Source organism: Paraburkholderia rhynchosiae (assembly GCF_002879865.1).
GTDB classification, from domain to species: Bacteria; Pseudomonadota; Gammaproteobacteria; order Burkholderiales; family Burkholderiaceae; genus Paraburkholderia; species Paraburkholderia rhynchosiae.
This window is the reverse complement of the sequence record NZ_PNXY01000002.1, coordinates 366,100-392,136: the sequence shown is the minus strand read 5'-3', so window position 1 is coordinate 392,136 and position 26,037 is coordinate 366,100. Positions and strand designations below refer to the sequence as shown.

Sequence of the window (26,037 nt, the reverse complement as noted above, 5' to 3'; positions counted from 1 at the left end):
ATCTCCATCGATCATTGAAGAATGACTGTGCAGACTGCGACACAGTGACATGTTTTTATATGTTGTACTAAGTTAATAGTCTTCGACCAATCCCCCCGATACCCATTTGAATTTGAACTGACACGGTCGACAGCGCATCCGAATCAAGGTGACTTCGCCGCAACCACGTTACGGCTGGATCGCGTCAAGGTCGAGCGTCGCTAACAGTCGTTGATCCATACAACGACGCCTGTTCCTGCGAACAACCCGCGACCCTGGTCGGCGCGCAGACACCGGTGCCGTATCAGCGACGTTCGTCCCCCACTCCGGAAGCCGAGCCGACGCATGGTAGACAGCTCGCCTCCAAGGAAGGAGCGTCAGACGCGGCGCGGCATCGGGGGGCCTGCAAAGAGCACTCCCGCACTGTGATTCGCCAGGCCGTCCGGGACTGCGACGGACTCCTTCTCAGTCGGCCTGTTGCGGCAAGCGGGGGCCCAGTTCGGGGGGCATCAGGCAGGTGAATGGGTCAAGTGCGCTTTGCCGCTGGAACTCATCCTTGACGGCCGTGCGGAGCCTATCGTCCGTCAAGACGTCCGCTCCGGTTGCCGCCATGACCTTCGCAGCGTAGGCCAAACCCTTGCGCGCCGGATCCGAATTGCTCTGGGCGGTCCATTGCCAAGTGTGGGACGGCGGACCAATGACATGGGTCGCCGCCAGAAGCTGCACTGTTGGCACCGTGCGACTCACATCACCAACGTCCGTCGATCCCATGACCGGCTCAGTGACGTCGCGCAACGGCCAGACTTCGTCACACAGCACCGTGTGCTCGCGCGGCGCGAGCTGCCACAACTCGTAGGAAGCAGCGATCGCTTTCGCCGAACAGGACGCCTGATAAGGCGCCGCGATTGCGCGGTCACGTTTGTCGAAGCCAGTAGGCCCCAACTTCGTCAAATTGGCGTGGAGCGCTTCTTCCAAGGGACGATTGCGAAGCAAGCTTGCGACCGCAGCGTGCACGTCTTCGCTCACCTCGGTCTCTGTCATCAACGCTGCGCCTTTGGCTACCTTGCGGACCCGTTCGGCTAGTTCGACCAATTCCGTCTGTTGGGCGGCGCGGATCGAATAACGTACCGTAGCGTGGCTCTGCACGACATTCGGCGCGATGCCGCCTGCATCGATGATGGCATAGTGTATGCGGGCATGGCTCGACATGTGCTCGCGCATATAGTTGACGCCGACGTTCATGAGTTCGACGGCGTCCAGCGCGCTGCGGCCGAGATGCGGCGTAGCTGCAGCATGGGCGGTGCGCCCCGTAAAGCTGAAGTCGATTCCGAGAGTGGCGAGAGAGCCAGAGTCCCATACCATGTTAAAAAAGGCTGGATGCCACGTGATGGCGGCGTCGACGTCGTCGAAGGCGCCTGCGCGCGCCATAAAAGCCTTGCCCGCTCCACCCTCCTCTGCTGGACAGCCGTAGTAACGCACGCGGCCTTTCAATCCGTTAGCCGCGAGATAGTCCTTCACGGCCGTCGCCGCCAAGAGAGCCGCGGCGCCAAGAAGGTTGTGCCCACACCCGTGTCCGTGTCCGTCCTTTTCGACCGGCGAGAACTCGGCCAGTCCGGCCGCCTGGCTCAGTCCGGGGAGCGCGTCGTATTCGCCCAGGAACGCGATGATGGGTCCGCCTTCGCCGGCCTCGCCCATAACGGCGGTCGGAATGCCGGCGACATTCCGGACAATACGAAACCCCTCCTGCTCCAGCATCGCCACATGCTGGGTAACCGATCTGAACTCGTTATAGGACAGTTCCGGCGTTGCCCATACCTTGTCACTGAGCACGAAGAAGTCTTCCTTTTTTGCTTCGACGAGGTTCCAGATTTCTTTCGCGACTGCCATTGATATGCCTCTCTGCATCAGTTGAAAACAGGTTTGAAACTCTAGTCTTCCGAGGGACAGGCCGCCTTCAATCCAACACAACTCCATTCGCGTGACCGAACCGGTCAAGACCTTTTGGAAAGGCCATGATGGCAAAAAGCATGACCGCGCTTGCCATAACCGCATAGAACGCTGGAGAAGCGGGATTGCCGGTGTGTTTCAGCAACCAGGTGACGACAACCTGTGCGGTGCCACCGAAGATAGTGATCGGAACGGCATAAGTGACACTGAGGCCGAGAGCTCGCACGCGCGCCGGCAACGCTTCGCCAATCAGCATCAGAACCGAAGGTCCCGCTACGGCCGGCATGGCACTCATCAATACGGTGGCGATGAGCAAGGTCGGCACGCTATGCGAGAGAATAAGAAGGTGGTATGCCGGGTAGATTCCCGCGAGCAGGACCGTGTATGGAAGCGCCACTATGACCCGGACGTTATAGCGATCACAGAGCCACCCACCAAGCAGACCGAACACGATCAGCGACGCACCCAACACTATCGCCGAAAACATGCCGATATGCGGCGGCATTTTCAGTACCGCGATGGAGTATGTGGTCATGTAGAGCGCCACGTAGAAAACCGCGGTGCTACCTCCGAGCATGGCCATGCCGGGCAAAATGGCTCGGCGATGGCGCCACAAATCGCGCCATGGAGTGGCCGTCGTATTCGCCTCACGGCTACGGCCATCGAAGGTCTCGGGCATCTGTTTGCGCAAGTAGAGCGCAACCGGGACGAGTAGGAGCCCAAGGGCGAACGCTAATCGCCATCCCCAACTCTGCATGTTCTCCGGCGCCAGTAGCGATGTGAACGTGACGCCGACAATCCCTGCGGCGAAACCCGAAATGCCCTGGCTGGCGGTCGACCAACTCGTATAGAAACCGCGTCGCCCCTCGGGGGCAGCTTCCATAAGGAATGCTACGGCCGGCCCGACTTCGCCGCCCAAGCCGAACCCTTGGATGAGCCGGCTGATGACCACGATGATCGGAGCGGCGACGCCGATGGTAGCCTGATCGGGAGTCAAGGCCAGTCCCATAGTGCCGACAATGATCAGCGCGATGGTAAGAAGCAAGGCCGGCTTGCGTCCGAGGCGGTCGCCGAGCCGGCCGATAAACAGCGCACCAAGAGGGCGAGTCACGAAACCCACCCCAAAAACTGCGACCGAAGCAAGAATTCCTGTCAGTCCGTCCAAGGATGGAAAGAAAGCCCGTGCTGCGTAGACCGCGAAGAACGAGTAGATCCCAAAATCATAGAACTCAAGAGCGTTGCCCGCGATCGCCGCAACAACCGCTCTCGTAGGCACTCGTCGTTCCGATTGCGCGAATCGCGAGTGTGGCGGCCGGCGCTCATCAAGCACAGTCATCTTCTGTCTCCATTGGGCGAATTCTTCGTTCGCGGTTCGTGATTCGTGATTCGTTGCTGTCCGCCACTAACGAATGCAGTGGCATCGATAGAAGTCTGCCTCGCTGATGTGAACGACACAATCCGGCCAAAATAGGTCAGGTATTTGAAACCCGTATAGGGTGCGCCTCGATACCGATTCTGGATCGACACGCCAGCATCCGGTGCTTCACTAGGGTAGACTTGATACGTCCTTTGAAGTAATTCTCACAAAAGACCGTACCGACATTCGAACTGGCGAGCCACGTGAACACACCAGACGGAGCGTGTCACTACGTCAGCATTCAATACAGCCAACGACTGACTGAGGCTGGAATCGACCCGTCGGTCAGAAGCCGGCCGACGAGCGTGACAACGCGCTGCCTGAACCGATGAACGGCATCTACAAGACGGAACTGTTTCATCGCCGCGCCCCTTGGAAAACGAGGGAATCCGTCGAATAAGCAACGCTGGAATGTGTGGGCTGGCAAAACCATCATCGTCTGATGGAATCGCTCGGCTATCTCCCGCACGCTGGGGCTGAAGCAAGCTATTACAGGCAAGTCTGACGTGCCTGCATGTAGTTAAACCAACCAGCCTGCGGTTCAGCTCGCTTGCACGCATCCGCAACACAGCGATGATCGGACTCTTGGATCGGAGCGACAATGACTGTGCGTGGAAAGCACATTCAGCGGATCCTCACATCGGCCACACAAACGGCTGTTAGCTTACTCAAAGCTATCCGGAATCATCTCCGTCTTTCCCTGCAATCGTACTCGTGAATGAGTCTTGTGAAGAACGTCGTCCGAAAAGCCTCTCACATTCGATTTTGAACGCCTCGATCTCTCGCCACTTCTCCGCAGAGGACAGGCCGCGCTCCGTCGCTAGCACGGACGCTGCTTGATCGATCTCAGCCTCGCTGAATTGATGCCGCCAACCAAGTCCGGTGCGCCGAAAAAGAAGATCCATGAGGGTCACGGCATGTTCTTTCTGTATGCCATGCTGGAGATCTGAAAGTCGTGTTGACAGTCCCGATACCAATGCGGGTGAACTGTCGCTTGCGGGCGGCTGCTTTGGCGCATAGTCTGGTCGTTGCCGTCGGTGCTGGGGTCTTAGCCGCTTTGCAACCGCCTTAGCCAAGAGGCGGCCGGCCGAACGATGGCTCAACACGGGCCCGGCGGTCATCGCGAGTACATTTGGCATACCGTCCTCAGTAAGGTCGTGGAGTTGCCGGGAACGATTCCCGAAAGGAACGGCTTTGTCATACGTCAGCGGCCTGACGCCTGCCCAGGTCAGCCGAACCTCCTTCTCCGAAAGCCCTATGCCTGGCATAAGACGGTTAGCTTCTTTGAGCAGCCAGGCCTGTTCCTCGTTAGTGACATGGATGTCCTCTTTGTTTCCCTCGTAGAGGGTCTCTGTCGGCCCGAAATAATGCAGGTCGTGCCAGGGAATACAGTAAAACGGTTCGCGCTTACTGTTCAGCGTTGCGACGCCGTAACCGGCGCAGGAGTTCGGGAGCTTGACAACAATATGCGTTCCCTTGGTCCCGAGCACGCGGCGTTTAGCGTTTGGCTCAGGCGTGGCGTTGACCTCGTCGATCCAAATGCCTGCTAGGTTAAGCACGATAGAAGCACTGACTTCTACGGTCGCACCGTCCAATTGATCCCTAAGCACGACTGGCCAGACGCCGCCGTCGCGACGCCGTCCGAGCGTGGCCAGGGTGTAATTGCGAACGACCGCCCCCATGCGTTCCGCGTCGAGGATACAATCCATGCATACTCGCTCGGGCCAGTCGAACTCGTACTCACGATACACCGCGACTGAATGGATACGGTCAAGATCACGCAATTCGTTCATCAGCGGCATATTACGCGCTTCGGCACCAGAGATACGGTGGTAATCAAGAGGCGGGTTGCGAGGACCGAGCAGTTTCAGAATAAGGAATGCAATATCCACTTGCCAGGCGCGATAGGGACCTTCCTGATAAATCGGGAAGGCGAACTGGAGCGGTCGAGTGCGCAACGATGACGTCTCGACGAACTCGGCCCGCGCCTCCATCGCTTGTTTCGCCATTTTCATCGCTGTCATAAAGCGCGTGGGATGCACAACAAAGTCCCAGATCGAACGACCTGGCGCCAAATAGCGCAGACCACAATGCAAAAGACGACTGGAGCGACTCGAAGTCCCCGAACCGAAGTCACCTTTATCGACGAGAAGGACGCTGTGACCCTGCCCAATGATTTCCTGGGCGGCGGCGGCGCCGTTAATGCCTCCGCCAATAATGACAACGTCGAAGGTCTCGTGGTCGAGAAATTTAAGCGGTGGTCGCACGACTTCTCTCCTTAGTCGCTCGTTAAACGCATGCATCACCCCAGCCGACCTCCCTTCTTAAATGGCGAGATACGATTGGCGAGATGGCTGCGTCGCGCCCGCAATCGCGGACAAACTTCTCAGTAAGTTCATCGGCAGTGACACGGCTACGAGACGGCAACGGCGAAATGATCGTCAGCCGTGAACGCAGGGCTCTGGCGCTAACGGAATTTCGCATTGAACTTATGGATGGAATGGTAGGCCGTGGATACATTTGAAACAATGTAGCCAATAACGGTTAGCTATTTGCAAAACAGATAGGCTTGGCCGCGCATCGTCAGCGACGACGCGCCTCCGGCGCAGTACGCGCCAGCGTGGTATCAACCGTGTGAGACGTCCGGGGTCGGTGTCCGGTTCAACTGCGCGACTTGGTCGAGCATGATCTTGCCCGGCAGGCCCAGCAGAGGTTTTCCTATCCGCCCTTTCAGCGCGACGATTGATCAATATGGCTTGTCCTCGCGTTGCGAGTGGCATGGAGTTTTTCACGTTTTGCCGGAACCGATGAGATGATGAACGGTGGCGCATAGCGCAGAATCGACCGCATTCCTATGCCGTAGATCCGTGCGCAAGCGCGAGCATCATCGCACAACGTGCTGACGAAATTTAGCAGGACACGTGCGGGGAGTAAGAGGTCCAAAGAAGACCGAAAGCATATCGCGGTTTGATACCGACTAATCGAATCCCGTCGTTTACATCGTCTGGAATGTATGAAGGATACTGCTCAGAACTCCCACGCTTCGTTGAGCGGACCTTAGGCGCACACCACGCGTCCGTACTGGGCAGACAATTTTGAGGCGAACAATACGAATAGGGAATACCCTTATCCACTATTCGAATACCTAACCGTTATTGGCCACATTGCTTCGGCCGCATCGCAGTCCTACCATCCGTCCCATAACACCTTCGCCAGAAACATGGGCCTACGGGACGGCTACTTGTTGGCAGTGGACAGTATTGAGAATCGTATGACATAGGTGCAAAACAGAAGAGAACCGTTCGGATCTGATTCAAGGATGGCCTGCGGATATGCTCCATGGCACCGACAGATTCATCGCGGAGTGCTCCGACATCGCTGCGGATTTCAACATGGTTGCGGTCATCGAACGGGGCGGCAATATCAATTAGTGATTAGGGGGGAGCATGGTGCGATGCGAGACATTAAGCGACTTGAGATATCTCCTGGAGAAACAGGATCTCACAATTACGGACCATGACCTAAAAGTGTTGTGGGAAGCGGTGCCTCATGTGCTGCGCATTTGTGAATACTCCGGCGCCATTGAAAACAACGAAGCCGTCGAGCATTCCCATATTTTTACAGTGCTCGACAATTTAGCTGCATAGGGATCTTTTGATGCAAATACCTACGATTGCTGAAGCGTCGAACCTGATACACAAGCGCAAACTATCACCGGTCGAACTTATCGACGCGTGTTTAACGAGGATCGAGTCTGTCGACGCCAGCTTGAATGCATTCATTACAGTAACGGTGGACAGGGCGCGCCAAGAAGCGATTGAGGCCGAACACCGGATGATGAAAGGCGAGCTACGTGGAAGGCTGGACGGCATTCCAATCGGCCACAAAGATATTCTCTTCACGAAGGGCGTCCAGACTAGTGCGCATTCGAAACATCTCAAAGGTTGGGTGCCGGAAGGTGATGCTCACGTCGTGCGTTCGCTCGCGGATGCAGGCGCGATATCGTTGGGCAAACTGGCGATGCACGAATTTGCGCTAGGTGGACCGTCATTCGATCTGCCGTGGCCGCCAGCCCGGAACCCGTGGGATACACGGCGCTTCACGTCCGGTTCATCGAGCGGTACTGCCGCTGCCGTTGCGGCCGGCCTTATTTTAGGCGGTACAGGCACTGATACAGCGGGCTCAATCGCTGCGCCGGCGGCCCTATGCGGCGTTGTGGGGCTGAAGCCGACATACGGTCTATGCAGCAAACGGGGCATCTTACCGCTCGCGCCCTCCTTGGATCATGTTGGACCCTTGTGCTGGACCGCCGAAGATTGTGCGTTGCTTCTTGAGGAAATGGCCGGATATGACCGCGAGGATCCGGCCAGCGCAAAGCGAGCGCCTGCGGATCTCGCTGTGCGGGCTGAAGAAAACGTGCGAGGGATTCGTATTGGTATTGCGTCAGACTGGCATGAAACAGAACACCCCGTTACGCCCGCTGTCAAGGAAGGTCTGGATCGCGCAATCTCAGTTTGGACGGAACAGGGCGCACATGTAGACCAGGTGACGATGCCGCGGCTAGAAGAGTATCGGGCAACGTGTTTCGTGATCTTGACAGCAGAGGCTTATTCCGTTCACGAGAAGGCGTTGCGCTCCAACCCATCTGACTTCGGCGAGCAGCTAAGACTTCGACTATTGCTAGGCGCAACACTCAGTGCCGCCGATTATGTCAACGCAGTCAGGCAGCGCAGACGGTTATGTATGGCAACGGCTGCCGCAACTGCCGACGTGGACGTGATTGTTACCGCGGGTGCAGCCAATGGAGCTCCATTCATGACGGATGTGCCCAGGTGGGGTGATCTGGAAAAACCAGGGTTTTACGAACCGTTCAATATCACTGGTTGGCCAAGCATCGTCTTCTGCTCCGGATTCGGGATAGACCACATGCCAGTGTCCGTTCAGATAGCAGCAAAACCGTTTATGGAACACAAACTTATCCAATTAGCGGCGGCCTTCGAGAAGGCTACAAACTTTCGCAACATCCGCCCGCGCATCACTAACGGACAAGCACGCGCTTTCTGTTGATCATTTTCCGCTATCCGCGGAGTGCCTTGATGGAATGAACCAAAAACGAAATTCAATCACGGATCCGAGGCTCACCCTCATTCGCGATACCTCTCGGAACGGCTTCGAACGTCTCGACCGGAAGCCGTCGTATGCCATGGGAAGTTGGTTCCAAGGGCCACTCGGAGCCCAGAGCCGACGAGGGTCCAACTTCGCACGCAGCAAAACAGGCCATTTACCGACTATCTCGCGGGCAAATGGCGACAGGTTGGAACAGGATAAAGGACAGTGACGTGAGAAAACTCTCGATCTTGTTACTGCAACGAATCGTGCTAGGCGTGGTGACAGCACTTGCAGTTTCGATGGTCATATTTTTTTCTGTGCAAATGCTGCCGGGAGATTTCGCTAGTGCCATACTCGGACAATCGGCCACTCCAGAAACAGTGTCAGCGCTGCGAACGCAACTTGGACTTGCTCAGCCATCGCCGTTGCGGTACGTGCATTGGATCGAACACCTCTGCCGCGGGGACCTCGGATTCTCTTTCTCAGGATGGTCGCCAACGGGCGGTCGATCGGTTTCTGGAATCGTGCTTCCTCGTCTCGGCAACACCCTGTTCCTCGCATGTCTAACCGCTCTCATAGCCGTTCCGGTTTCATTGGTTCTTGGGATCACGGCCGCGATCTACCGAAATTCCTGGTACGACAGAGTAGTGAATTTGATAACACTCGGCGCCATCTCGTTTCCGGAGTTCTTTATCGCGTATCTCATGATTCTTTTCATGAGCTCGAAGCTCGGGATTTTTCCGTCAATAGCGTCAATTGGCCCCGACTCCTCGCTCGTACATAGGTTTTATGTCACTCTCCTTCCAGCGCTCACACTGACGCTCATTGTGACGGCTCACATGATGAGAATGACGCGTACTGCAATTGTTTCGCTCTTGACGCAATCATACGTCGAGATGGCCAACCTGAAGGGTCTCCGGCGCACGCGGATCATTGCATTGCACATTCTTCCAAATGCAGTTGCGGCGATCGCCAACGTCATCGCGTTCAATCTCGCCTATCTGGTAGTTGGCGTTGTCATCATTGAAGTGATTTTTGTTTACCCCGGCATGGGCCAGTTAATGGTGGACTCTGTGGCCAGCCGCGACATTCCCGTGGTTCAAGCTTGCGCGCTTCTTTTTGGTGGTATCTATATCGTCCTAAACCTGTTCGCTGACGTCGCTTCAATACTATGCAATCCTAGGCTCCTGCATCCGAGATAACTCATGAATACAATCCATCACGCGTCAACCCAGCCGGATTCGTCGGGTGGTCTCGATCAGAACTCTCGTACTGACCGAATTATCGCTTTGATGTGTTCGTCGCCGGCGAACGTAAAGATCGCCACGACGATACTTCTATTGGTTTTCTCGGCAGCAGCCCTTGCCCCGATAATTGCACCCTACAGCCAAACCCAAACGTTTGATGCCGTTTTAGCACCTTGGAGCAGCCAGTTCTGGTTAGGTACAGATCAGTTGGGACGAGACGTCTTTAGCCGCCTTCTTTTCGGTGGTCGAAACAGCATCCTCATCGCAGTAGCAACCACAACGCTTTCCTTTTCCGTTGGGGCGACGGCCGGTTCCCTTTCTGCGATCCGCGGTGGCTGGACAGATCAGATCATGAGTCGCGTGAACGACATCCTAATGGCAATCCCGACTTTGATCTTCGCCCTGATGCTCCTGTCCGTATTCGGTACAAAAGTACTCAACCTTGTGCTGATCATTGCTTTTCTCGATGCCACCCGGGTCTATCGTCTTACTCGGGCCGTTTCAGTCAACGTTGTAGCAATGGAATTTGTCGAGGTTGCCCGTCTGCGGGGGGAAGGCTGGATTTGGGTCATGCGGCGAGAAATTCTACCCAACATCATCCCGACTCTTGTAGCAGAGTTTGGAATACGCTTTTGCTACGTTTTTCTCACCGTCGCTGCGCTCTCATTTTTAGGTGTCGGTATTCAACCGCCAACCGCGGACTGGGGATCAATGGTCCGGGAAAATGCTTCATTGGTGGGATTCCTGGATAGCGATCCCATGCTTGCGCTAACGCCGCTCATTCCGGCGTTCGCGATAGGCATGGTGACTATCTCGATGAATTTGATAATAGATTGGACTCTTCAACTCGTTGGCGGATTGAAGGAAACGCGATGACCAATAGGAACCTGAGTGAAAGCGATGTGATTCTTCACGTGGAAGGCCTTGTGATTGACGGTTTCAGCAAAGGTCAATGGCATAGGATTATCGACGACATTGATCTTCGTGTACATCGCGGTGAAGTCGTAGGTCTGATAGGTGAATCGGGCTCAGGCAAGTCGACGCTGGGGCTGGCAGCCATGGGTTATGTGCGGCCGGGGTGCAGAATTGTGAGCGGAAAGGTCGAGTTCTTGAACAGAAACCTTGTCACCGCGTCGGAGTCGGAGCGACTGAACATCCGCGGATCACAAATCACCTATGTCGCCCAGAGCGCCGCAGCTTCCTTCAATCCATCGCAGAGACTCATACGGCAGACAGTGGAAAGTGCTGTGGTCCATGGCATCAAGACCCGTCGCAATGCGGCCCGGGATGCCAAGGATATGTTTCGCGCGTTACTGCTTCCTGAACCCGAACAGATAGGCAGGCGCTATCCACACCAGGTATCCGGCGGTCAACTGCAGCGAGTGATGACAGCGATGGCTATGTCGCCGGAACCGAATCTGATCATCTTTGATGAACCCACAACCGCTCTCGACGTGACGACGCAGATTGAGGTATTGGCCGCGATCAAGGATGTCGTTGAACGTTATCACGTGGCCGCTATTTTCGTCACGCATGACCTCGCGATAGTGTCCCAAATGGCTACACGTCTTATGGTTCTTCACAAGGGAAAATGCGTAGAGGAAGCGCCCACGAGAGAGATGATAGATGAGCCGAAACACGAGTACACACGCTCATTGTGGGCTGTACGGTCGCTGGAAAAACCGTTCGTTGCCAATCAATCTCGAGAGGTTTTTCTCAAACTAGAAGGCGTTTCGGCGCATTACGGCAGCGTCAAGGTTCTTGATCAAATAACCATGACTATCCCCAAAGGGAGGACTGTTGCAATCGTCGGTGAAAGCGGATCGGGTAAAAGCACGATAGCTCGGGTGATTGCAGGTTTACTGATTCCAAGTAGTGGTGAGGTTGTGCTCGAAGACCGAATTCTTCCTAGTTCTTATGTGAATCGCTCCCGCGAGCAGCTCCGCCGCGTACAGATGATTTATCAAATGGCCGATACTGCACTGAATCCGCATCACACCGTGCGGGATATCCTTGCTCGTCCGCTCGCGTTCTATTCAAAAATCACCGATCCCGAGCTATCCAGACGAGTGTCAGATCTACTCAAGAAAATTGAACTCGATGATAGCTTCGCCTCGCGTCGGCCATCTGAGCTTTCTGGTGGCCAGAGGCAGCGCGTAAGCATCGCCCGTGCTCTTGCGGCTAGTCCTGAGCTCATCATCTGCGACGAAATCACCTCAGCCCTCGACCAGGTCGTGCAGGAGGGCGTACTTAAGTTGCTGATGAAACTGCAGAGGGAGTTCGGTGTCACGTATATCTTCATTACACATGATCTCGGCGTAGTAAAAGCCATCAGTGACGAAGTGGTGGTAATGCAGAATGGGCGAATAGTTGACCAGGGAAGCAAGGAGGCCATTATGGCCCCACCATATGCTCCCTACACCGAATTGCTTCTTTCATCAGTTCCGCAAACTGACCCTGGATGGCTTGACTCGACGATCAGTCAAAGGCGGCCGAAGGGTTCCACAAGACTTAAGTCTTCGGTTTAACCGTCGCGGGTCATACAGACCATAGGCGTGGTTCAACCAGAGGGAGCTGCGCAAGTTGGGAAATTTCATCGCTAATTGGAGCGAAACGGCATGAGCAATCCGCTCGGCGCTTGACCGGACGTAAGAGACGGTTGTTTTTCACTTTAGCTCGCACATTCCAAAAACCCGCAATCCAGTCTACGCACAACGAGGAAATATGAATAACGAAATGGGCTATAAACTGGAGCTTCTCTTGCGAGACGTCTCCAGATCCCAAGTTTCCCGCAGACAATTTTTGCAAACATCCGGGGCGTTCGGGCTAGGTGCGACTGCCCCTTCTTTGTGGGCACAAACTGCATACGCCACGCCGAAAAAAGGAGGGACCTTCCGCGCGGGGCTAAGCGACGGCAGCACGACCGATTCGCTTGATCCGGCAACGACAGCCAGTCTGTACATGATCCAGTTGGGGTATGCATTTAGAACATACCTGACTGAGATCACTCCGTCCAACCAGGTAGGGCCGGACTCGGCTCAATCATGGGAGTCGTCGCCCGATGCCAAGGTATGGAAGTTCAAGCTCTTTCGCGGCCAGCAATTTCATAACGGCAAGACATTAACTGCGAGCGACGTCGTAGCCTCAATTAACTACCATCGACGGCCAGGTTCCACATCTGGCGCTAAGACCCTCCTGAAGGACATCGCGGACATTAGCGCTGATGGTGTTGGTGTTGTCGTTATCAAGCTGAGCGCCGGCATGGCAGACCTACCTTATCTCATGGCAGACTACCACTTCCCGATCATGCCCGGAGACGGTAATGGCGGGATTGACTGGGGATCGGGAATAGGCGCTGGACCGTACAAAATTATCCGCTTCCAGCCCGGTATAGGCGCAGAACTAACACGTCATGACAGGTATCACAGACCTGACCAGGCGTACTTTGATGCGCTTCACCTGATGGTATTGAACGACGTCAACGCTAGGCAGACGGCGCTGCTCAACAACGAGGCCGATGCCATCGTAAGCCTTGACCTGAGAATCTTACCTCTTCTGAGTCGCAATCGGTCAGTCGCAATCGACGAGGTCGCGGGCGGTAGCTACAACGGGATGCCGATGAATTGTCTGTCATCGCCGTTCAAGGATCCGAATGTCCGACTCGCGCTGAAATATGCGTTAAATCGCGAAGAAATCGTCGCGAAGATTATGAACGGTCACGCGACGGTGGGAAACGATCAACCAGTGAGCCCGATCATGCCCTACGCCGCGAAAATTCCGCAACGTCACTACGATCCCGACAAGGCTAAGTTCTATCTTCGAAAAGCAGGACTCGATTCGCTTAAGGTTCAACTTTCGACAAGTGATGCTGCAGGCGCTAGCGCCGTAGACATGGCAGTTCTGTTCGCGCAGGGCGCATCGAAGGCAGGGATCGACATCGGAGTGGTCCGGGAATCTGCTGACGGTTATTGGTCAAATGTGTGGTTAAAAAAGCCGTTCGTCGTTGTCAACGCCGGGCAAAGACCAACACCGGACGTTGTGTTCTCGCAGTTCTTTGAGGATGGCGCTGCGTGGAATGATACGCACTGGCACAATGACAGGTTTCAGTCGCTTCTTCTGACGGCGAAGTCAATGCTCGATCAGAAAAGGCGTTCTGAGATATACGCAGAGATGCAAGCCATCTGTAGCGACGACGGAGGTTATTTGATTCCGTTCTTCGCAAACAAGGTTAGCGCACGCAGAAGCAACGTGAAGCATACCAAAACAATTTCCAGCGCATGGGAGCTTGACGGCGGGCGAGCATATCAACGATGGTGGTTCGGGGATTGATGATCTCTTCCACGTTAGCAGGATGGTTGTACGGGTGAGTTTGCGCGATGAAGGAGATAAGATCGCTTTATCACGGCCACTAGCCGACTGCGTCGTTGAAATGGCACTGATCGAACTCGCCGCGATGGATCGTCGTACTTCCATTTAATCGGCCTGGGATTCTTGTTGTGCTCGCGGATATAGCGCATCAGCTTGCGCTCCAGATCCTTTACCGTGGTGAAGATGCCTCGCGCAAACACGTCGCGCTGGATGCGCGAGAATCAGTTCTCCACCTGATTTAGCCAGGAGGTATAGGTCGGCGTGTAATGCAACCGCACGTTTCGGTGTTGCCGCAGGAAATCTTGCACGCGCGGGGTCTTGTGACTGCTGACGTTGTCGCAGATCACATGGATCTCTTGTTTGGGCCGCTGGCTGGCTACAACGTCGGTGAGGAAGGCCACGAACTGCTCGCTGGTATGGCGCGGCGCCATCTCGTGCGGGCACGGGGCACGGTTGTTACGACTGCAGGGCCGACCGTCGTGTCGACTGTGACCTCAGCCGCGTTTCCGTTGTCCGTCATGCCGACGTACCTGTCTTCACGCCTGCCGCTGCATCCGCCCGCACCACCAGTTTGGCTGGGCGCTGCAGCACCAGGTTCTGGAACTGCTGTGCCTGGGCGCCTCGCTGCGGCGTACCGCCGCGACTTTCGCGCTTGCTAGCTACCACCCTGAGCGGCGCTGGTGTCAGCTGGCAAAGTGGATAGATGGCATGAACGCCGCCCTCCGCTCGGGGAAAGAAAGGGCGTGCTGAAGTCGCAGGAGCCAAGTCTGTACCGATGCGACCTTCCTCGATATGCCAAAGTGACGCGGCTAGCTCCCGTTTTTGAAGCGAGGAACGACCAGGGCTACCACGACCTACGGGCTCGACATCTCGAAGCGCGTATTTCAGATGTGCTGGATCGAAGACGAAACCGGTGAATTTGATAGCCGGCGCTTTGACGGAGCCCGGCTGTTCAATGCCGCCGTTGCTTCGGGCGTCCATGTATCGCGGAGGCGGATTCAACCGGTCCTCGCAACACCTTTAACTGAGGAGGTGTTGCATGGTGCGAAGTGCAAAGCAGGTGTATCGGTTGACCGGTCGAGCAGCGATGTACTCGCCGGGCGCGCCATCGCTTGGAAACGGGATCGAGCGTCGCTTTTGGCAACAGATCGCGACTGGCATTACAAGCGAGAAGGCAGCGGAGGCGGTAGGCGCATCCCAAGCAGTGGGCTCGCGCTGGTTCCGCTATCGTGGCGGCATGCCCCTATTCATGTCCAAACCTATCGCTGGTCGATACTTGTCGTTCCCTGAGCGAGAAGAGATAGCATTGCTCTCTGTCCAAGGCCTCGGAGTGCGCGAAATCGCTCGGCGTATCGAACGCAGTCCATCTACCGTTTCGCGAGAACTCACTCGCAATGCTGCAACGCGCAGTGGGTCTCTCGAGTATCGTGCCTCTGTTGCGCAGTGGAAGGCGGATCGATTCGCGAAACGACCGAAGCCAGCGAAGCTGGCGACTAATGAACGACTGCGTCAATATGTACAGGAGCGCCTGGAAGGCAAAGTTCATGACGCTAATGGCCGTGCAATTGCTGGGCCTAGGCAGGCACCGTTTAAGGGTCGAAATAAGCCCCATCGCGGCGATCGAACTTGGGTCAATGGCTGGTCACCCGAACAAATTGCCAATCGGTTGCAGGTAGATTTCCCGGATGATGAATCGATGCGCATCTCCCACGAAGCCATATATCAAGCGCTTTATATTCAAGGGCGCGGCGCACTCAAGCGAGAGCTGGTGGGCTGCCTGCGCACCGGGCGCGCGTTGCGCGTTCCTCGAGCGAGAGCGCGTGCTAAGGCGTGGGCGCATGTCAGTGAGCAGGTGATGATTTCTAGTCGGCCTGCTGAGGCGGAAGATCGTGCGGTGCCGGGCCATTGGGAAGGCGACCTCCTAATTGGCCTGAATCGATCCGCCATCGGTACGCTAGTGGAAAGATCAAGCCGTTTCACGATGCTTGTGCATTTACCTCGAGAGAAAGGCTACGGGTTGATTCCGCGCACGAAGAACGGGCCTGCGCTAGCCGGCTACGGGGCCGTCACGATGGCCGACGCACTCAAGAGGACTGTGACTGACCTGCCTGCTGAGTTATGGCGGTCATTGACATGGGATCGTGGCAAGGAGCTTTCCGATCATGCCCGCTTCACTATCGAGTCTGGCGTGAAAGTATTCTTCGCCGACCCGCAAAGCCCGTGGCAGCGTGGTACAAATGAAAACACTAATGGCCTTCTACGACAGTACTTTCCAAAAGGCACAGACCTGTCCCGGTGGAGTGCCCGGGAGATCCAGGCCGTTGCTAATACGTTGAACTCAAGGCCGCGAAAAACTCTTGGATGGAAGACACCTGCGGAAGCCCTGGACGACTACCTAAAATCTGTTCAACAATGCAGTGTTGCGAGGACCGGTTGAATCCGCCTTGACTGCCCCTGTCCGAATGCAGGACCAGGCCCGGCGCTGGCCGGCGTTGCTGCAGCGCCATTGTCAGTGCCGACATGACCAGTCCGGCCGGCATGGTGGGCGACATGGCCCAGCCGACGACTTTGCGTGAATACAGGTCCAGCACGACCGCCAGATACAGCCAGCCCTGCGCCGTGCGGATATACGTGATGTCTGAAACCCACGCTCGATTCGGCTCGGCCACGTCAAACTGCCGGTCGAGCACGTTCTCCGCAACAGGTAGCGTATGCCTGCTGTCGGTCGTCGCGACGAACTTGCGCTTCCAGCTCGTGCGCAGGCCCGCTTCGCGCATCAGTGCACGCACCCGATAGCGACCAATATGCAGCCCTTGCTGCCGCAGCGCATGCATCACACGCCGGCTGCCATAGCTCGCGCCGCTGGCGGCGAATGCTGCCTTGACATGGGTCCGCTCCTGCAGACTCTTTGCACTCGGCTTTGCGCGCCGGTGTGCATAGTAGCCAGAGCGGCTCACCTGCAAAACCCGGCAGGCGTGACTGACCGATACGGCCTCCTGTTGCAAGTGATTTACCACGCGGTAAGTCACTTCAGTTCCCGGGCAAAGAAGGCCGACGCTTTTTTTAGCAGCGCGTTGTCCTCTCGCAATTGCCGGTTCTCAGCTTCAAGTTGCCGGATGCGCTGCTGTTCCGCCGTCAGCGGTTTGCCCTCACCGGGGCCGCCGGCACGTTCCGCATCGTACTGCGCCACCCACCGCCGTACGGCTGTCTCAACAAGGTCCATCGACCGGCTGACTTCACTGACCGATAAACCCTGGTCTCGTACCATCCGTACCACTTCCAGCTTGAAGCTGGCGTCAAATTGTCGGCGCCTTCTTGTCATCTATCGTTTTTCCTCGTCGATTCAGGATTGTCCTCCTATCGACCTGTCCGAGGAAATTAGACCATCACACTGCTTAAGATTCCCGGGACCTTTGATAGCAAGCTTGCCGATCTTGTGATGTTTGAGATAACCCCACACGAGCTCATCCGGATTCAGATCCGGCGAGTAAGCAGGCAGGAAGAAAAGACAAATGCGTCCATCTGATGCTGCGGCAAGCTGGCGGATCGCTTTGCAACGATGAACTGGATGACCATCTGCAATCAGGAAGACGGGGGCATCGGCATTGAGTACCAGTCGCCTGACGAAATCGACGTACGCCGCAATCTTGAAGCTGCCTTCAAAACACAAGAAACGGAATTGACCGCGCGGACTGATCGCCGAGATCAGGCTCACTTTGAAGCGAGCGCCAGTGGTTCCGACAACGGGTGTCTGGCCGATCGGTGCCCAGTTCGTGCCGCTGTGATAGTCCGAGCGCACCGTCGATTCGTCGACGAAGAAAATCTGTGCCCCACAGCGTTTGGCCTGCCTGACAATCGCCGGATATTCGTCTCGCATCCATGACTCGACCAGTTCAGGGTCACGTTGGTAAGCACGCGCCAGCGGCCGCTGCGGTGAAAGTCCGAGCTTCCTGAGCAGCCGGCCGACCGATACTTCAGAGAGCCGGACGTTGAAATGTTCGCGAATCAACTCCCGCACCATGTCTCGTGTCCACAACGCCAACTCGAACTTCATCTGCATTGGATTCTTCGTTGTGACCGTCCGATAGACAAAGCGGATAGCCTCGGACGACAGCTTCGTCGGCCGGCCCGGAACAGGCTCGGCCCGTAAGGCTTCAATACCTCCTTCGCGCCAGGCCGCCAACCACTCGTAAATACGCGCTCTCGAGAATCCCAATGTCCGGATCACGTCCTCAGGCGACTCGCCAGCTTCGACACGCTTGACCGCGCGAATGCGGATCTCTTCAAGTGTTGCGTGTGAAAGCTGTCGACCGTCGTCCTCGCGCATCACGTCTCTCCTCAAGACCCTTTCTCAAGACCCTTTAAGCTTAGATGATGGCGTCGATTTACGTTCGCCTACTTATGCACTGGTTAGTAACTGGTCAAATTCAACACATCTGATCGTACAGACGCACAGCGCTCAGCACCCTATCACTTTTAAGATCGCTTCGGGCAATCGGTTGCCCTTCACCTGGATCTTCGATGCCTGCTCACTGATCTGGCTCACCTCCTCCTCAGTAAAGGCGAGGTCGAGGGCGCCTAGATTCTCCTCCAAGCGGTGCAGCCTGGTTGTGCCGGGAATCGGCACGATCCATGGCTTTCGCGACAGCAGCCACGCCAGCGCAACCTGGGCCGGCGTGGCGTTCTTACGTGCGGCGAAAGCCTTGAGCACGTCGACCAGCTCTAAGTTCGTCTTGCGCGCCTGCGGGGAGAACCGCGGGACGGTATTGCGAAAGTCCGTCGGATGGAACCGGGTGTACTCGTCGATCCTGCCAGTCAGAAAGCCGGCGCCTAGAGGACTGAACGACACGAAGCCAATACCGAGTTCTTCCAGAGTCGACAACAGCCCCGCTTCAGGCCCGCGCCAAAACAGCGAATACTCGCTCTGGACGGCTGTCATCGGTTGCACGGCATGGGCGCGACGGATGGTCTGCTCGCCCGCCTCAGATAGCCCGAAGTGTTTGACCTTGCCATGAGCCATGAGGTCTTTGACCGCACCGGCTACATCCTCAATCGGAACCTCAGGGTCGGCGCGATGTTGATAAAACAGGTCGATCCGGTCGGTGCGGAGACGCTTCAGGCAGGCTTCCGCCACCGTCTTCACATGTTCTGGGCGACTGTTCGTACCGCCCCCGCGCTCACCTGTCGCCATGTCGATGTCGAAGCCGAATTTCGTGGCGATAACCACCTGATCGCGAATCGGTTGCAACGCCTCCCCGACAAGCTCTTCGTTGACAAAGGGCCCATAGGATTCGGCCGTGTCGAACAGCGTAACGCCGCGCTCATGAGCTGCTCGAATGAGCTTGATCATTTCGTGCTTGTCGCTCGGCGGCCCGTATACTGCGCTCATGCTCATACAGCCAAGGCCGAGGGCAGAGACTTCCAGATTGCTCTTTCCGAGTTTGCGGATCTTCATAGTTTTGCCTCCTTGCGGGCATGACCGCCACTATCAGTAGGTCGGAGCGAATTGTTAGCGACGTCGCCGAACGAAATCCTCGATCCGATTGCAGGCCTCATTCAGCTTCGGCTCATCCACCACTAGTGCCAGCCTCACGAAACCGTTTGCAGTCGGACCGAATCGACTAGCATCGAGCAGAGAGACGCCTTTCTCTCGGAGCAGTTGCCACGTGAAGTCGTGTGTGCCTATTCCCGTTCCCCGAATGTCGATCATCATGAAGATGCCCGCCTCTGGAAGCAGGCATTGAAGATTCTGAACGGCATTCAGGCGCTGAAACACGGCATCACGCCGCCGGCGATACACGTCTCTCATCTGCGCGATCACGGAACGACGGTGTTCGAGCGCCGCCAATCCAGCTTGCTGGATGAAACCCGGTAGTCCATACAACATGCAAAGTGCCAGTCGACCCAGATGATCGATCGCTGCCTCCGGCCCGATTACCCAGCCTAGCCGCCAGCCGGTCATTGCATGCGACTTTGAAAAGCTGCCTAACGTCAACGTTCGGCTCGCCATGCCTTCCAAAGACGCGATGCTAATGTGGTCGCGCTCAAAAGTGAGGTCCGCGTATACCTCGTCAGAGACGACCCATAAGTCGCGCTCGCGCGCCAACGCGGCGATCTGTTCAAGATGTTCGCGCGGCATGACCACGCCAGTGGGATTGCAGGGCGTCGCAAAGAAGATTGCGCGTGTGCGCGCGGTAACTGCGGCTCTAAGCGCCTCGCAGTCGAGATGGAAGCCATTCGCGGCGTCCACCGCTACGGGCACGAGGGTGGCGCCGGAGGCGCGAATTGCAGCTTCGTACGTCAGATACATCGGCTCTGGCACGAGCACTTCGTCGCCGGCCTCGCAGACGCAGAGCGACGACGCGAACAGTCCGTTCTGCGCGCCGGCACAGACGATTACATTCGCCTTGGTGACGGCACGGCCGCTGTCGGCCTGATGTTCAGCCGCGATCGCCTCACGCAGGTTATCCCGACCGGCGCCGCCGGTGTAATGTGTATCGTCTTCGTGCAGGGCCGAGATGGCACGTTCAACGACGGGAGCGGGAGTCGGGAAATCCGGATCGCCGACGCTGAGCACGATCACATCTTCGCCTTGAACGGCCGCCAGCCTAGCCGCCCTGTGAATGTCCCACGCCGACGTTCGCTCGCCCTGCAAGCGCTCGACGAGATTCGCAAATTTCAAGTCTATCTCCCTCTTCGGAATGCTAGGCGAACTCCGCTCGCTTGTTGAACATGCATCTTTCTGTGCTCCTGGCGAAAAGTTAACAATTTGCATACGGTCCCGAAATGTCAGTCAATCTATCGGCCCGGTCGTTGGGGGAGGTTGCCTATGCCTCCAATACATGCTGAAACATTTTTGCCTCGAGTTCCCGGAAGCGGACATAGTCCATGTCCAAGGTTTGATTATCACTGGACAAGAGGAACGCATATCCCGGTCGCCCTAGGCTGCCGTTTGTCTTTGTCAGATAATCGCCGATTTTCGGGAATACAATCATCCGGTCCAGTGTCGCCAATTCGCCAAATCGACTGAGATCGGGATTGTTCACAACATATCCTTCCCGATTCGAACACATGTAAACAAACCTTAGGCCTTTTTGTCTTGACCCACGCAATGCGTTCACTCGTCTTTGAAACTGTCCGGAATTCAATACCGTCTCAACCATCACAGAAAGTTGACTGTATCCCTGCGCCTCCTCGACGGCCGCGAAGAGTTGAGCGCCGGTCAGACGCGCGCCGCACTCGATAAGCCGCGGTCCATTGACTGTCAGCATCACCTCACTGTGTGCCGCGCCGTTGCAAATTCCAAGCGCGTCCAGCGTCTCAAGAACATATTTCTCGACCCTCTCGAAAATTTCCGTCCGCCGCATTACGAGTTGCGCATACTCGTCTGTCGAGATTGTGTCCACCAAGCCACCAACGCCAATCCACATATCGGTCACAAAATGATGGCCCTCGCAACTGACACTATTTACCATCAACTCTTGGCCTTGAAGACGTTCTTGAATTACGAATTCCGTATTGATTACTCCTGTCACGTTCGGTTTACCATGAGTGGCCACGAAGGCAGCTTCTATGTCCTTCGCATTCGAACAAAGTGCGACACCATCCGACTTGGCTCCCATTGTCGGCTTCAATATGACCGTATCCAACTCAGATTCACCGTACCAGGCGAGAAGCTCGCAGAGCGACCGCGAAGCGAACTGCCTCATACTGGATACACCAGCCTTCTTAAGTGCTGCGATCATATGAAATTTGTTTCTGCGAGCCTGCGTTGTTCTGGCGTCATTTCGCGGAACAGCGAAATTATCTGCTAATAAATCTGCTAGTACGACACCGGACTCACTACCGGGCATGATTGCTTTGACTGAATACCCGCGGAGATTTTCAAGTATTTCCGACATGGCGGTCGATTCGAGATGAAAGTTGGCAATGTAGTCAACCGGCTTGTAGCCAAACCGCGACGTTTTTTCTGTTGAGCTAATGTGTATGCACTCGTATCCATGGCCGATGAAAGCCGGTGCCAAATATCGCCCCGACGACCATCCATCAACAATCACAATCACGTTTTTGCTTCTGGTTTGCATTTTTGCGTCCTCGCAAGACTCGCGGCGAAATTGAGATATGCAGTCCCCCACGCTGAGTCGATGGAGTAGCCTCCGCTTATAACAAGCTCACAAAGGAAAGGGAATAACTCTCTACTTATGGCCGAACTCGCGTCCACAGGTAACAGCGAGGCAACATTGTCCAACGCGACTACATCAACGGCGTTTTCCCCTGAACCACACGTCTGTACTGGTTTGGAAAAATCGGTCGACTCTCGATAAATACGTAGTGGGTTGTACGGACTGGCCGCGTCGCAACTTACGTCGCCAATCATCGAAAGCCGATGTGGCTTTTCGAGCATTTTTGGGTGAAGCAGTATCGTTGTTGTCTCGTCTGACCGTATGCAGTTGAAAAGGATGTCGAAATCTAGAAGCTCATGACGTAAGTCTGAGGCAGTCTCCGCCCTTCCCCAACATTCGTGACCGAGGCCAACGGTCTCCAACAGGTAGCGCACTCCCGATCCAGTCACTCCCCGTGCACCAGCTATGAGGATCCTCGCGTTTCTTACTTTTTCAATCTTCCGCTGCAGAAACTCTACTAGCTCTTCAAAGCTACTATGGAACGTTTTCTCGAGCGATACTTCTGCCGCATCACTCATCTTTCGTTCCATAAGTTCCAGCGTCACGGCCGCCCCACACACGCCCGCCCAGAAACTTACTCCCCGACTCACAAGCTCCAAACCCCGAAAGTCTCGGAGGTACTCAAGATCGAGCAGCGTGCCTCCGCCTCGGCGGAACCGGTCTAGCACCTCAACCGCGGCCGTCTGTTGCTTGAAAACATGGCCAAAATAGATGTGAGTATGGCGGACCTCGTTGACGTCTTCACTTAGCTCTTTCAGTCCTAGAATGTACGCATCGGAAGGCGCGTTTTTCCAAGAATGCGACTTGACGATCTCACACCCGACTTTTTCGTATTGCTCGTCCGGGAAGCACCGCATGGGCGAATGCTCTACGGTCACTACGATACCTTTCTTGGCCAACATCGCAGCATGAGCCGGTACAAGGGGCGTGCGGCGCTCAAAACGTTTGCTTTCGCATCGAAGCCAGATGTGATTCATGAAGCCCTCTTCAGCCAGTAAGAAACGTACCTCGATCGCTTCGCGCGACCGCGGAATACCTGTGCCATGTTGCCGTCATCGGACGATGTCATAGCAGTAATCGGTCTTCGACACAGAAATCGTGCTCGCGTGCAGTGCTTCGAAAAGTTCTTCGACCAGTGCCAGCAGTATCCGCAATCCGCCGCCCCCCAAGTCGGGTAGCGGTGGTAGTGGTGACGGTCAAATATAGGGAATACAAGCGCACGAGGGATGTCCGGTGTGGCGCTCCAGATACTTGCCATGTGTGTTGCCGATCCGGAACTGCACCGGCTCTATGAATAGAAGCGAGCGAAGGTGCCAAAGGTCGCGCTTTGGGTAGACCTTGCATTGTGCACCGTATGGCGACGCGTCCCAAAGCGGCCGCACTTTCGACGCGCAGCGATCGGTACCGTTGGTGGACAGAACGTGCGCCGGCTCCTCGCTAAGTTCCCGCAGAAATTGAGTGAATGCGAGCATCTGGTCGGCATCGCCATAGAGTGCATAGCGCTTGCCGTGTAGATTCGGCTGACTGTCCGCCATGGCATCGACGAGTTGGCGCAGCTCCATTTCAAGCTTTGCAGGAATCCGCCTTCCCGTCATAAGGAAATGGTCGGTACCTACGACGCCGATGGGCGCGTTCAACGCGATAATCTCCTGGTCATGCTCGGCGGTGAACCTCCTCGTCTTCTCGCAACAATATTCGTGGAACACAAATGTCGCTTTTGCGTTCAGCACGCACCCGACTTCCTCCTGTGTCGCTTCCCCGTTGCACATCCGGAAGTCGCCATCGGTCGATGCGTTCCATGTCTCGGATGGATCGCAGATGATGTTGACCGTCACGCCGAATAGATCGAATTTTCGCCGAATCTCCCTCATGTTGCCGACGACGAAGTCGTCGAATCCGCCGATAAAGTTCACGCTGTCGTCCGGCACGCGTGCAAGCGGGGTGGCAGTTCCCGCCCTACCGCCCCAAAAGTGCTTCAGAATGCCCGGTAGCGCATTGTCACAACTGGTCACGTGGTTTCCGAAAAACGCGGGCGTGTGTGCGAACGGCACATCGTAGTCTTCCCGTACGCTACCCTTCTGCTTGCCGATCCGACCTTTTTCGTAGAAGGTAATCTGCCGAAGTTGAGACATTGTCGTACTCCACAATGAGATAGAAGGTGAAAGCCAGGGTGCGAGTTTGGGCTGCAAAGCCGCGACGATGTCCTCAGCCAGCGGTTCGTCCCGTCTGGTCTTCTTCTGTCGAGTCACGCGTCGGTCGGATTGTGTCCGCGCGGATCGCTCTCACGCAGCTATCGTGCCATGTGCGCACGAGGCGTCCAGAGCCCAGCCGAATAGGACTTCTCGCAAGTTTCCGGAATTGCGGCTTGCGACGTTCGCGACGTCAGCTTCCCGACAAACCCGCGCGTCTTTGTCGCAAATGCAACTCGCAGCACGAGCTCACCTCCATGCTTTGGCGTCTTCGCCATCGCCAAAACCCGATTCGGCGCTGGTATGAACGTTGCAAAACCGCTTGGCCGTTTGCCGTTTGCCGTTTGCCGATGATGCACGAACCGTCGTCCTTTTTGCGAGTGCTCGGTTCTTTATTAGGCATACTAATGGCCTATGTGTTCATCCGCTACGAACTCGATAGAAACCCGTTGTCCCGTTTGCAGCACGATCGGCGTGTCGTTGCCGTCGTCTTCAAGGGACGCACAAGCACTTGTTCACGGCAGTGCAAATCCGACACCAGACGGTGGCGCAAGGACGAGTGCACGATTCGGCCATGCCCCGCAGGCATCGCCGCCCGCGAGGTGAGGAAGACAGACTCAGAACCCGCCCCCGCTGTCGTCGATGTCGGCATCGCTGGGTGGTAACGCTGCTCGCGGATCAGCTCGTGCAACTCGACGCAGTAACGTATCCAGATGCGCGCGCGCAGATCGCTGAGCAGTTCGAAGACCGCGAACGCCTGCTGCGGCGACCCGTTGGCATCGATCATAAAGTCCAGTCCGCCAGACAGGCCCGATGGCAGGTGCGGTGCAGCGGCTCATGGCTTTTTCTCCTGGCGCGCGGCGTTACGCCTGCTGGCGCGCTGCTCGGCCGGCTCGCGCGGTCCTTGACGCGATACGACTCGCCGTCGATGAGGATGACCTCGGCGCGAAGCACGAGGCGGTCGACCAGCGAGACGACGCAGGCCGCATTCGGGAACACCTCCGACCATGCCTTGAACGGTTTGTTTAATGCAAGATCAGTTTTTACGCAGAGTCTCTGTCCCAGAAGCCTGCGAATCGGTAGTTCTCGACGCCTGTTCTCCGCATAATGATGACGTATTTCGTGGCCGATCGCCACTACAGGAGTGGCATCATTTTGGCAGCATCTTTTGTTTCGTGACAGCGGTCGCAGGAGCTTCGAGATCGACGCGGTGGCGCTCCGCTATAGCGCTACTCCCATGCTTCAAAAGAGTGTGGCTACGCTGAGATCAAGCAAACCTACAGTACCATATCAGCGCCGGGTTGCCGGGCGCTGGTGAGTTGACTGAGCAGGACTTCGGTCGGGTGATCGAAGTCCGTAAGGCCATATGGGTCGTGTCGTTCACAATTTCCACCTGTTCAGAAATCGTGGACATGCAACCATATGAACGACGTGCACGACATGTTCAGCCTTTTTGACTTGTTCAATACTTTATGACGACCCCATCTGAACACGCCTAACATTCCCGCGCCACGTCCGGGCGTTGGGGAACCACGGCGTGAAACACCCATCACTCTGACGTCGATTCAGCGTTTAAAAAAATTGCGCAATTTCAAGGG

The 26,037-nt window shown here is 56.1% G+C and carries 17 protein-coding genes and 4 pseudogenes; 7 read left to right on the top strand and 14 right to left on the bottom strand.

The genetic code is table 11. The features are described from left to right. Positions 1-444: 444 nt before the first annotated feature. Together C0Z16_RS04175 and C0Z16_RS04170 are read right to left on the bottom strand one after the other, a co-directional pair. Positions 445-1,866, bottom strand: a complete 1,422-nt coding sequence (locus C0Z16_RS04175) for an amidohydrolase (protein WP_102630905.1) — start codon at positions 1,864-1,866, stop codon at positions 445-447. A 67-nt stretch (positions 1,867-1,933) separates the two neighbouring features. Further along, complete coding sequence (locus C0Z16_RS04170; RefSeq protein ID WP_102630904.1) at positions 1,934-3,262, bottom strand: MFS transporter; 1,329 nt, start codon at positions 3,260-3,262, stop codon at positions 1,934-1,936. Between the two features lie 305 nt (positions 3,263-3,567). On the opposite strand from C0Z16_RS04170, the pseudogene C0Z16_RS04165 reads away from it, so the two are divergent. Next, positions 3,568-3,848, top strand: a pseudogene (locus C0Z16_RS04165) (IS3 family transposase); the annotation flags it as partial. A gap of 169 nt (positions 3,849-4,017) precedes the next feature. Here the strand turns inward: C0Z16_RS04165 and C0Z16_RS04160 are convergent. Continuing rightward, positions 4,018-5,610: an FAD-dependent oxidoreductase gene (locus C0Z16_RS04160; RefSeq protein WP_102630903.1), complete on the bottom strand. Its 1,593-nt coding sequence runs from the start codon at positions 5,608-5,610 to the stop codon at positions 4,018-4,020. A gap of 1,390 nt (positions 5,611-7,000) precedes the next feature. On the opposite strand from C0Z16_RS04160, the gene C0Z16_RS04155 reads away from it, so the two are divergent. From C0Z16_RS04155 to C0Z16_RS04135, 5 genes are all read left to right on the top strand, one after another. Continuing rightward, positions 7,001-8,410 (top strand): amidase, encoded by a 1,410-nt coding sequence (locus C0Z16_RS04155; protein WP_102630902.1) that lies wholly within the window; start codon positions 7,001-7,003, stop codon positions 8,408-8,410. 272 nt (positions 8,411-8,682) lie between these two features. Further along, complete coding sequence (locus tag C0Z16_RS04150) at positions 8,683-9,654, top strand: ABC transporter permease (RefSeq protein WP_102631012.1); 972 nt, start codon at positions 8,683-8,685, stop codon at positions 9,652-9,654. 3 nt (positions 9,655-9,657) lie between these two features. After that, positions 9,658-10,575, top strand: coding sequence for an ABC transporter permease (locus C0Z16_RS04145; protein WP_102630901.1), 918 nt, complete (start codon positions 9,658-9,660; stop codon positions 10,573-10,575). Continuing rightward, positions 10,572-12,227 (top strand): ABC transporter ATP-binding protein, encoded by a 1,656-nt coding sequence (locus C0Z16_RS04140; protein WP_102630900.1) that lies wholly within the window; start codon positions 10,572-10,574, stop codon positions 12,225-12,227. Before C0Z16_RS04145 ends, C0Z16_RS04140 begins: the two co-directional genes overlap by 4 nt. A gap of 196 nt (positions 12,228-12,423) precedes the next feature. After that, positions 12,424-14,028, top strand: coding sequence for an ABC transporter substrate-binding protein (locus C0Z16_RS04135; RefSeq protein ID WP_208638622.1), 1,605 nt, complete (start codon positions 12,424-12,426; stop codon positions 14,026-14,028). A 14-nt stretch (positions 14,029-14,042) separates the two neighbouring features. On the opposite strand, the pseudogene C0Z16_RS04130 reads toward C0Z16_RS04135, so the two are convergent. Together C0Z16_RS04130 and C0Z16_RS37330 are read right to left on the bottom strand one after the other, a co-directional pair. Next, positions 14,043-14,495: pseudogene (locus tag C0Z16_RS04130) on the bottom strand (transposase); the annotation flags it as partial. Positions 14,496-14,583: 88 nt separating this feature from the next. Further along, a complete protein-coding gene (locus C0Z16_RS37330; protein ID WP_146014278.1) occupies positions 14,584-15,048 on the bottom strand; it encodes a hypothetical protein in 465 nt (154 codons plus the stop codon). Positions 15,049-15,106: 58 nt separating this feature from the next. Here C0Z16_RS37330 and C0Z16_RS04125 point away from each other — a divergent pair, with 58 nt between their 5' ends. Further along, positions 15,107-16,504: an IS30 family transposase gene (locus C0Z16_RS04125; RefSeq protein WP_167403483.1), complete on the top strand. Its 1,398-nt coding sequence runs from the start codon at positions 15,107-15,109 to the stop codon at positions 16,502-16,504. Between the two features lie 7 nt (positions 16,505-16,511). Here the strand turns inward: C0Z16_RS04125 and C0Z16_RS38605 are convergent. The 9 genes and pseudogenes from C0Z16_RS38605 to C0Z16_RS38600 form a co-directional block, all read right to left on the bottom strand. Then, positions 16,512-17,389: pseudogene (locus C0Z16_RS38605) on the bottom strand (IS3 family transposase); the annotation flags it as partial. A gap of 21 nt (positions 17,390-17,410) precedes the next feature. Beyond that, positions 17,411-18,394 carry an IS630 family transposase gene (locus C0Z16_RS04110; RefSeq protein WP_102630898.1) on the bottom strand — a complete coding sequence of 328 codons (984 nt, stop codon included), beginning with the start codon at positions 18,392-18,394 and terminating at the stop codon, positions 17,411-17,413. A gap of 132 nt (positions 18,395-18,526) precedes the next feature. Further along, the gene (locus C0Z16_RS04105; RefSeq protein ID WP_102630897.1) at positions 18,527-19,522 is read right to left on the bottom strand and encodes an aldo/keto reductase; all 996 of its coding nucleotides are present in this window, start codon (positions 19,520-19,522) and stop codon (positions 18,527-18,529) included. 54 nt (positions 19,523-19,576) lie between these two features. Further along, a complete protein-coding gene (locus tag C0Z16_RS04100; protein WP_027196563.1) occupies positions 19,577-20,749 on the bottom strand; it encodes a pyridoxal phosphate-dependent aminotransferase in 1,173 nt (390 codons plus the stop codon). A 145-nt stretch (positions 20,750-20,894) separates the two neighbouring features. After that, a complete protein-coding gene (locus tag C0Z16_RS04095) occupies positions 20,895-22,151 on the bottom strand; it encodes an ATP-grasp domain-containing protein (protein ID WP_102630896.1) in 1,257 nt (418 codons plus the stop codon). Beyond that, a complete protein-coding gene (locus C0Z16_RS04090) occupies positions 22,127-23,227 on the bottom strand; it encodes a saccharopine dehydrogenase (protein WP_102630895.1) in 1,101 nt (366 codons plus the stop codon). Before C0Z16_RS04090 ends, C0Z16_RS04095 begins: the two co-directional genes overlap by 25 nt. Positions 23,228-23,302: 75 nt before the next feature. Continuing rightward, a pseudogene (locus C0Z16_RS04085) lies at positions 23,303-24,334 on the bottom strand (nitrogenase component 1); the annotation flags it as partial. 532 nt (positions 24,335-24,866) lie between these two features. Beyond that, on the bottom strand, positions 24,867-25,226 hold the full coding sequence (locus C0Z16_RS04080) for a hypothetical protein (protein ID WP_102630894.1): 360 nt from the start codon (positions 25,224-25,226) through the stop codon (positions 24,867-24,869). After that, positions 25,223-25,576: an ATP-binding protein gene (locus C0Z16_RS38600; RefSeq protein ID WP_244201159.1), complete on the bottom strand. Its 354-nt coding sequence runs from the start codon at positions 25,574-25,576 to the stop codon at positions 25,223-25,225. The genes C0Z16_RS04080 and C0Z16_RS38600 overlap by 4 nt, the downstream gene beginning before the upstream one ends. Positions 25,577-26,037 lie beyond the last annotated feature (461 nt).

Excerpts from the sequence above, each read along its gene's own strand:
- C0Z16_RS04125 (WP_167403483.1), top strand. The coding sequence starts at position 15,107 with ATGGTGCGAAGTGCAAAGCAGGTGTATCGGTTGACCGGTCGAGCAGCG.
- C0Z16_RS37330 (WP_146014278.1), bottom strand. The coding sequence starts at position 15,048 with ATGGACGCCCGAAGCAACGGCGGCATTGAACAGCCGGGCTCCGTCAAA.
- C0Z16_RS04175 (WP_102630905.1), bottom strand. The coding sequence starts at position 1,866 with ATGGCAGTCGCGAAAGAAATCTGGAACCTCGTCGAAGCAAAAAAGGAA.
- C0Z16_RS04170 (WP_102630904.1), bottom strand. The coding sequence starts at position 3,262 with ATGACTGTGCTTGATGAGCGCCGGCCGCCACACTCGCGATTCGCGCAA.
- C0Z16_RS04105 (WP_102630897.1), bottom strand. The coding sequence starts at position 19,522 with ATGAAGATCCGCAAACTCGGAAAGAGCAATCTGGAAGTCTCTGCCCTC.
- C0Z16_RS04140 (WP_102630900.1), top strand. The coding sequence starts at position 10,572 with ATGACCAATAGGAACCTGAGTGAAAGCGATGTGATTCTTCACGTGGAA.
- C0Z16_RS04080 (WP_102630894.1), bottom strand. The coding sequence starts at position 25,226 with ATGATCGATGCCAACGGGTCGCCGCAGCAGGCGTTCGCGGTCTTCGAA.
- C0Z16_RS04155 (WP_102630902.1), top strand. The coding sequence starts at position 7,001 with ATGCAAATACCTACGATTGCTGAAGCGTCGAACCTGATACACAAGCGC.
- C0Z16_RS04135 (WP_208638622.1), top strand. The coding sequence starts at position 12,424 with ATGAATAACGAAATGGGCTATAAACTGGAGCTTCTCTTGCGAGACGTC.
- C0Z16_RS04110 (WP_102630898.1), bottom strand. The coding sequence starts at position 18,394 with ATGCGCGAGGACGACGGTCGACAGCTTTCACACGCAACACTTGAAGAG.
- C0Z16_RS04090 (WP_102630895.1), bottom strand. The coding sequence starts at position 23,227 with ATGAATCACATCTGGCTTCGATGCGAAAGCAAACGTTTTGAGCGCCGC.
- C0Z16_RS04145 (WP_102630901.1), top strand. The coding sequence starts at position 9,658 with ATGAATACAATCCATCACGCGTCAACCCAGCCGGATTCGTCGGGTGGT.
- C0Z16_RS04095 (WP_102630896.1), bottom strand. The coding sequence starts at position 22,151 with ATGCAAACCAGAAGCAAAAACGTGATTGTGATTGTTGATGGATGGTCG.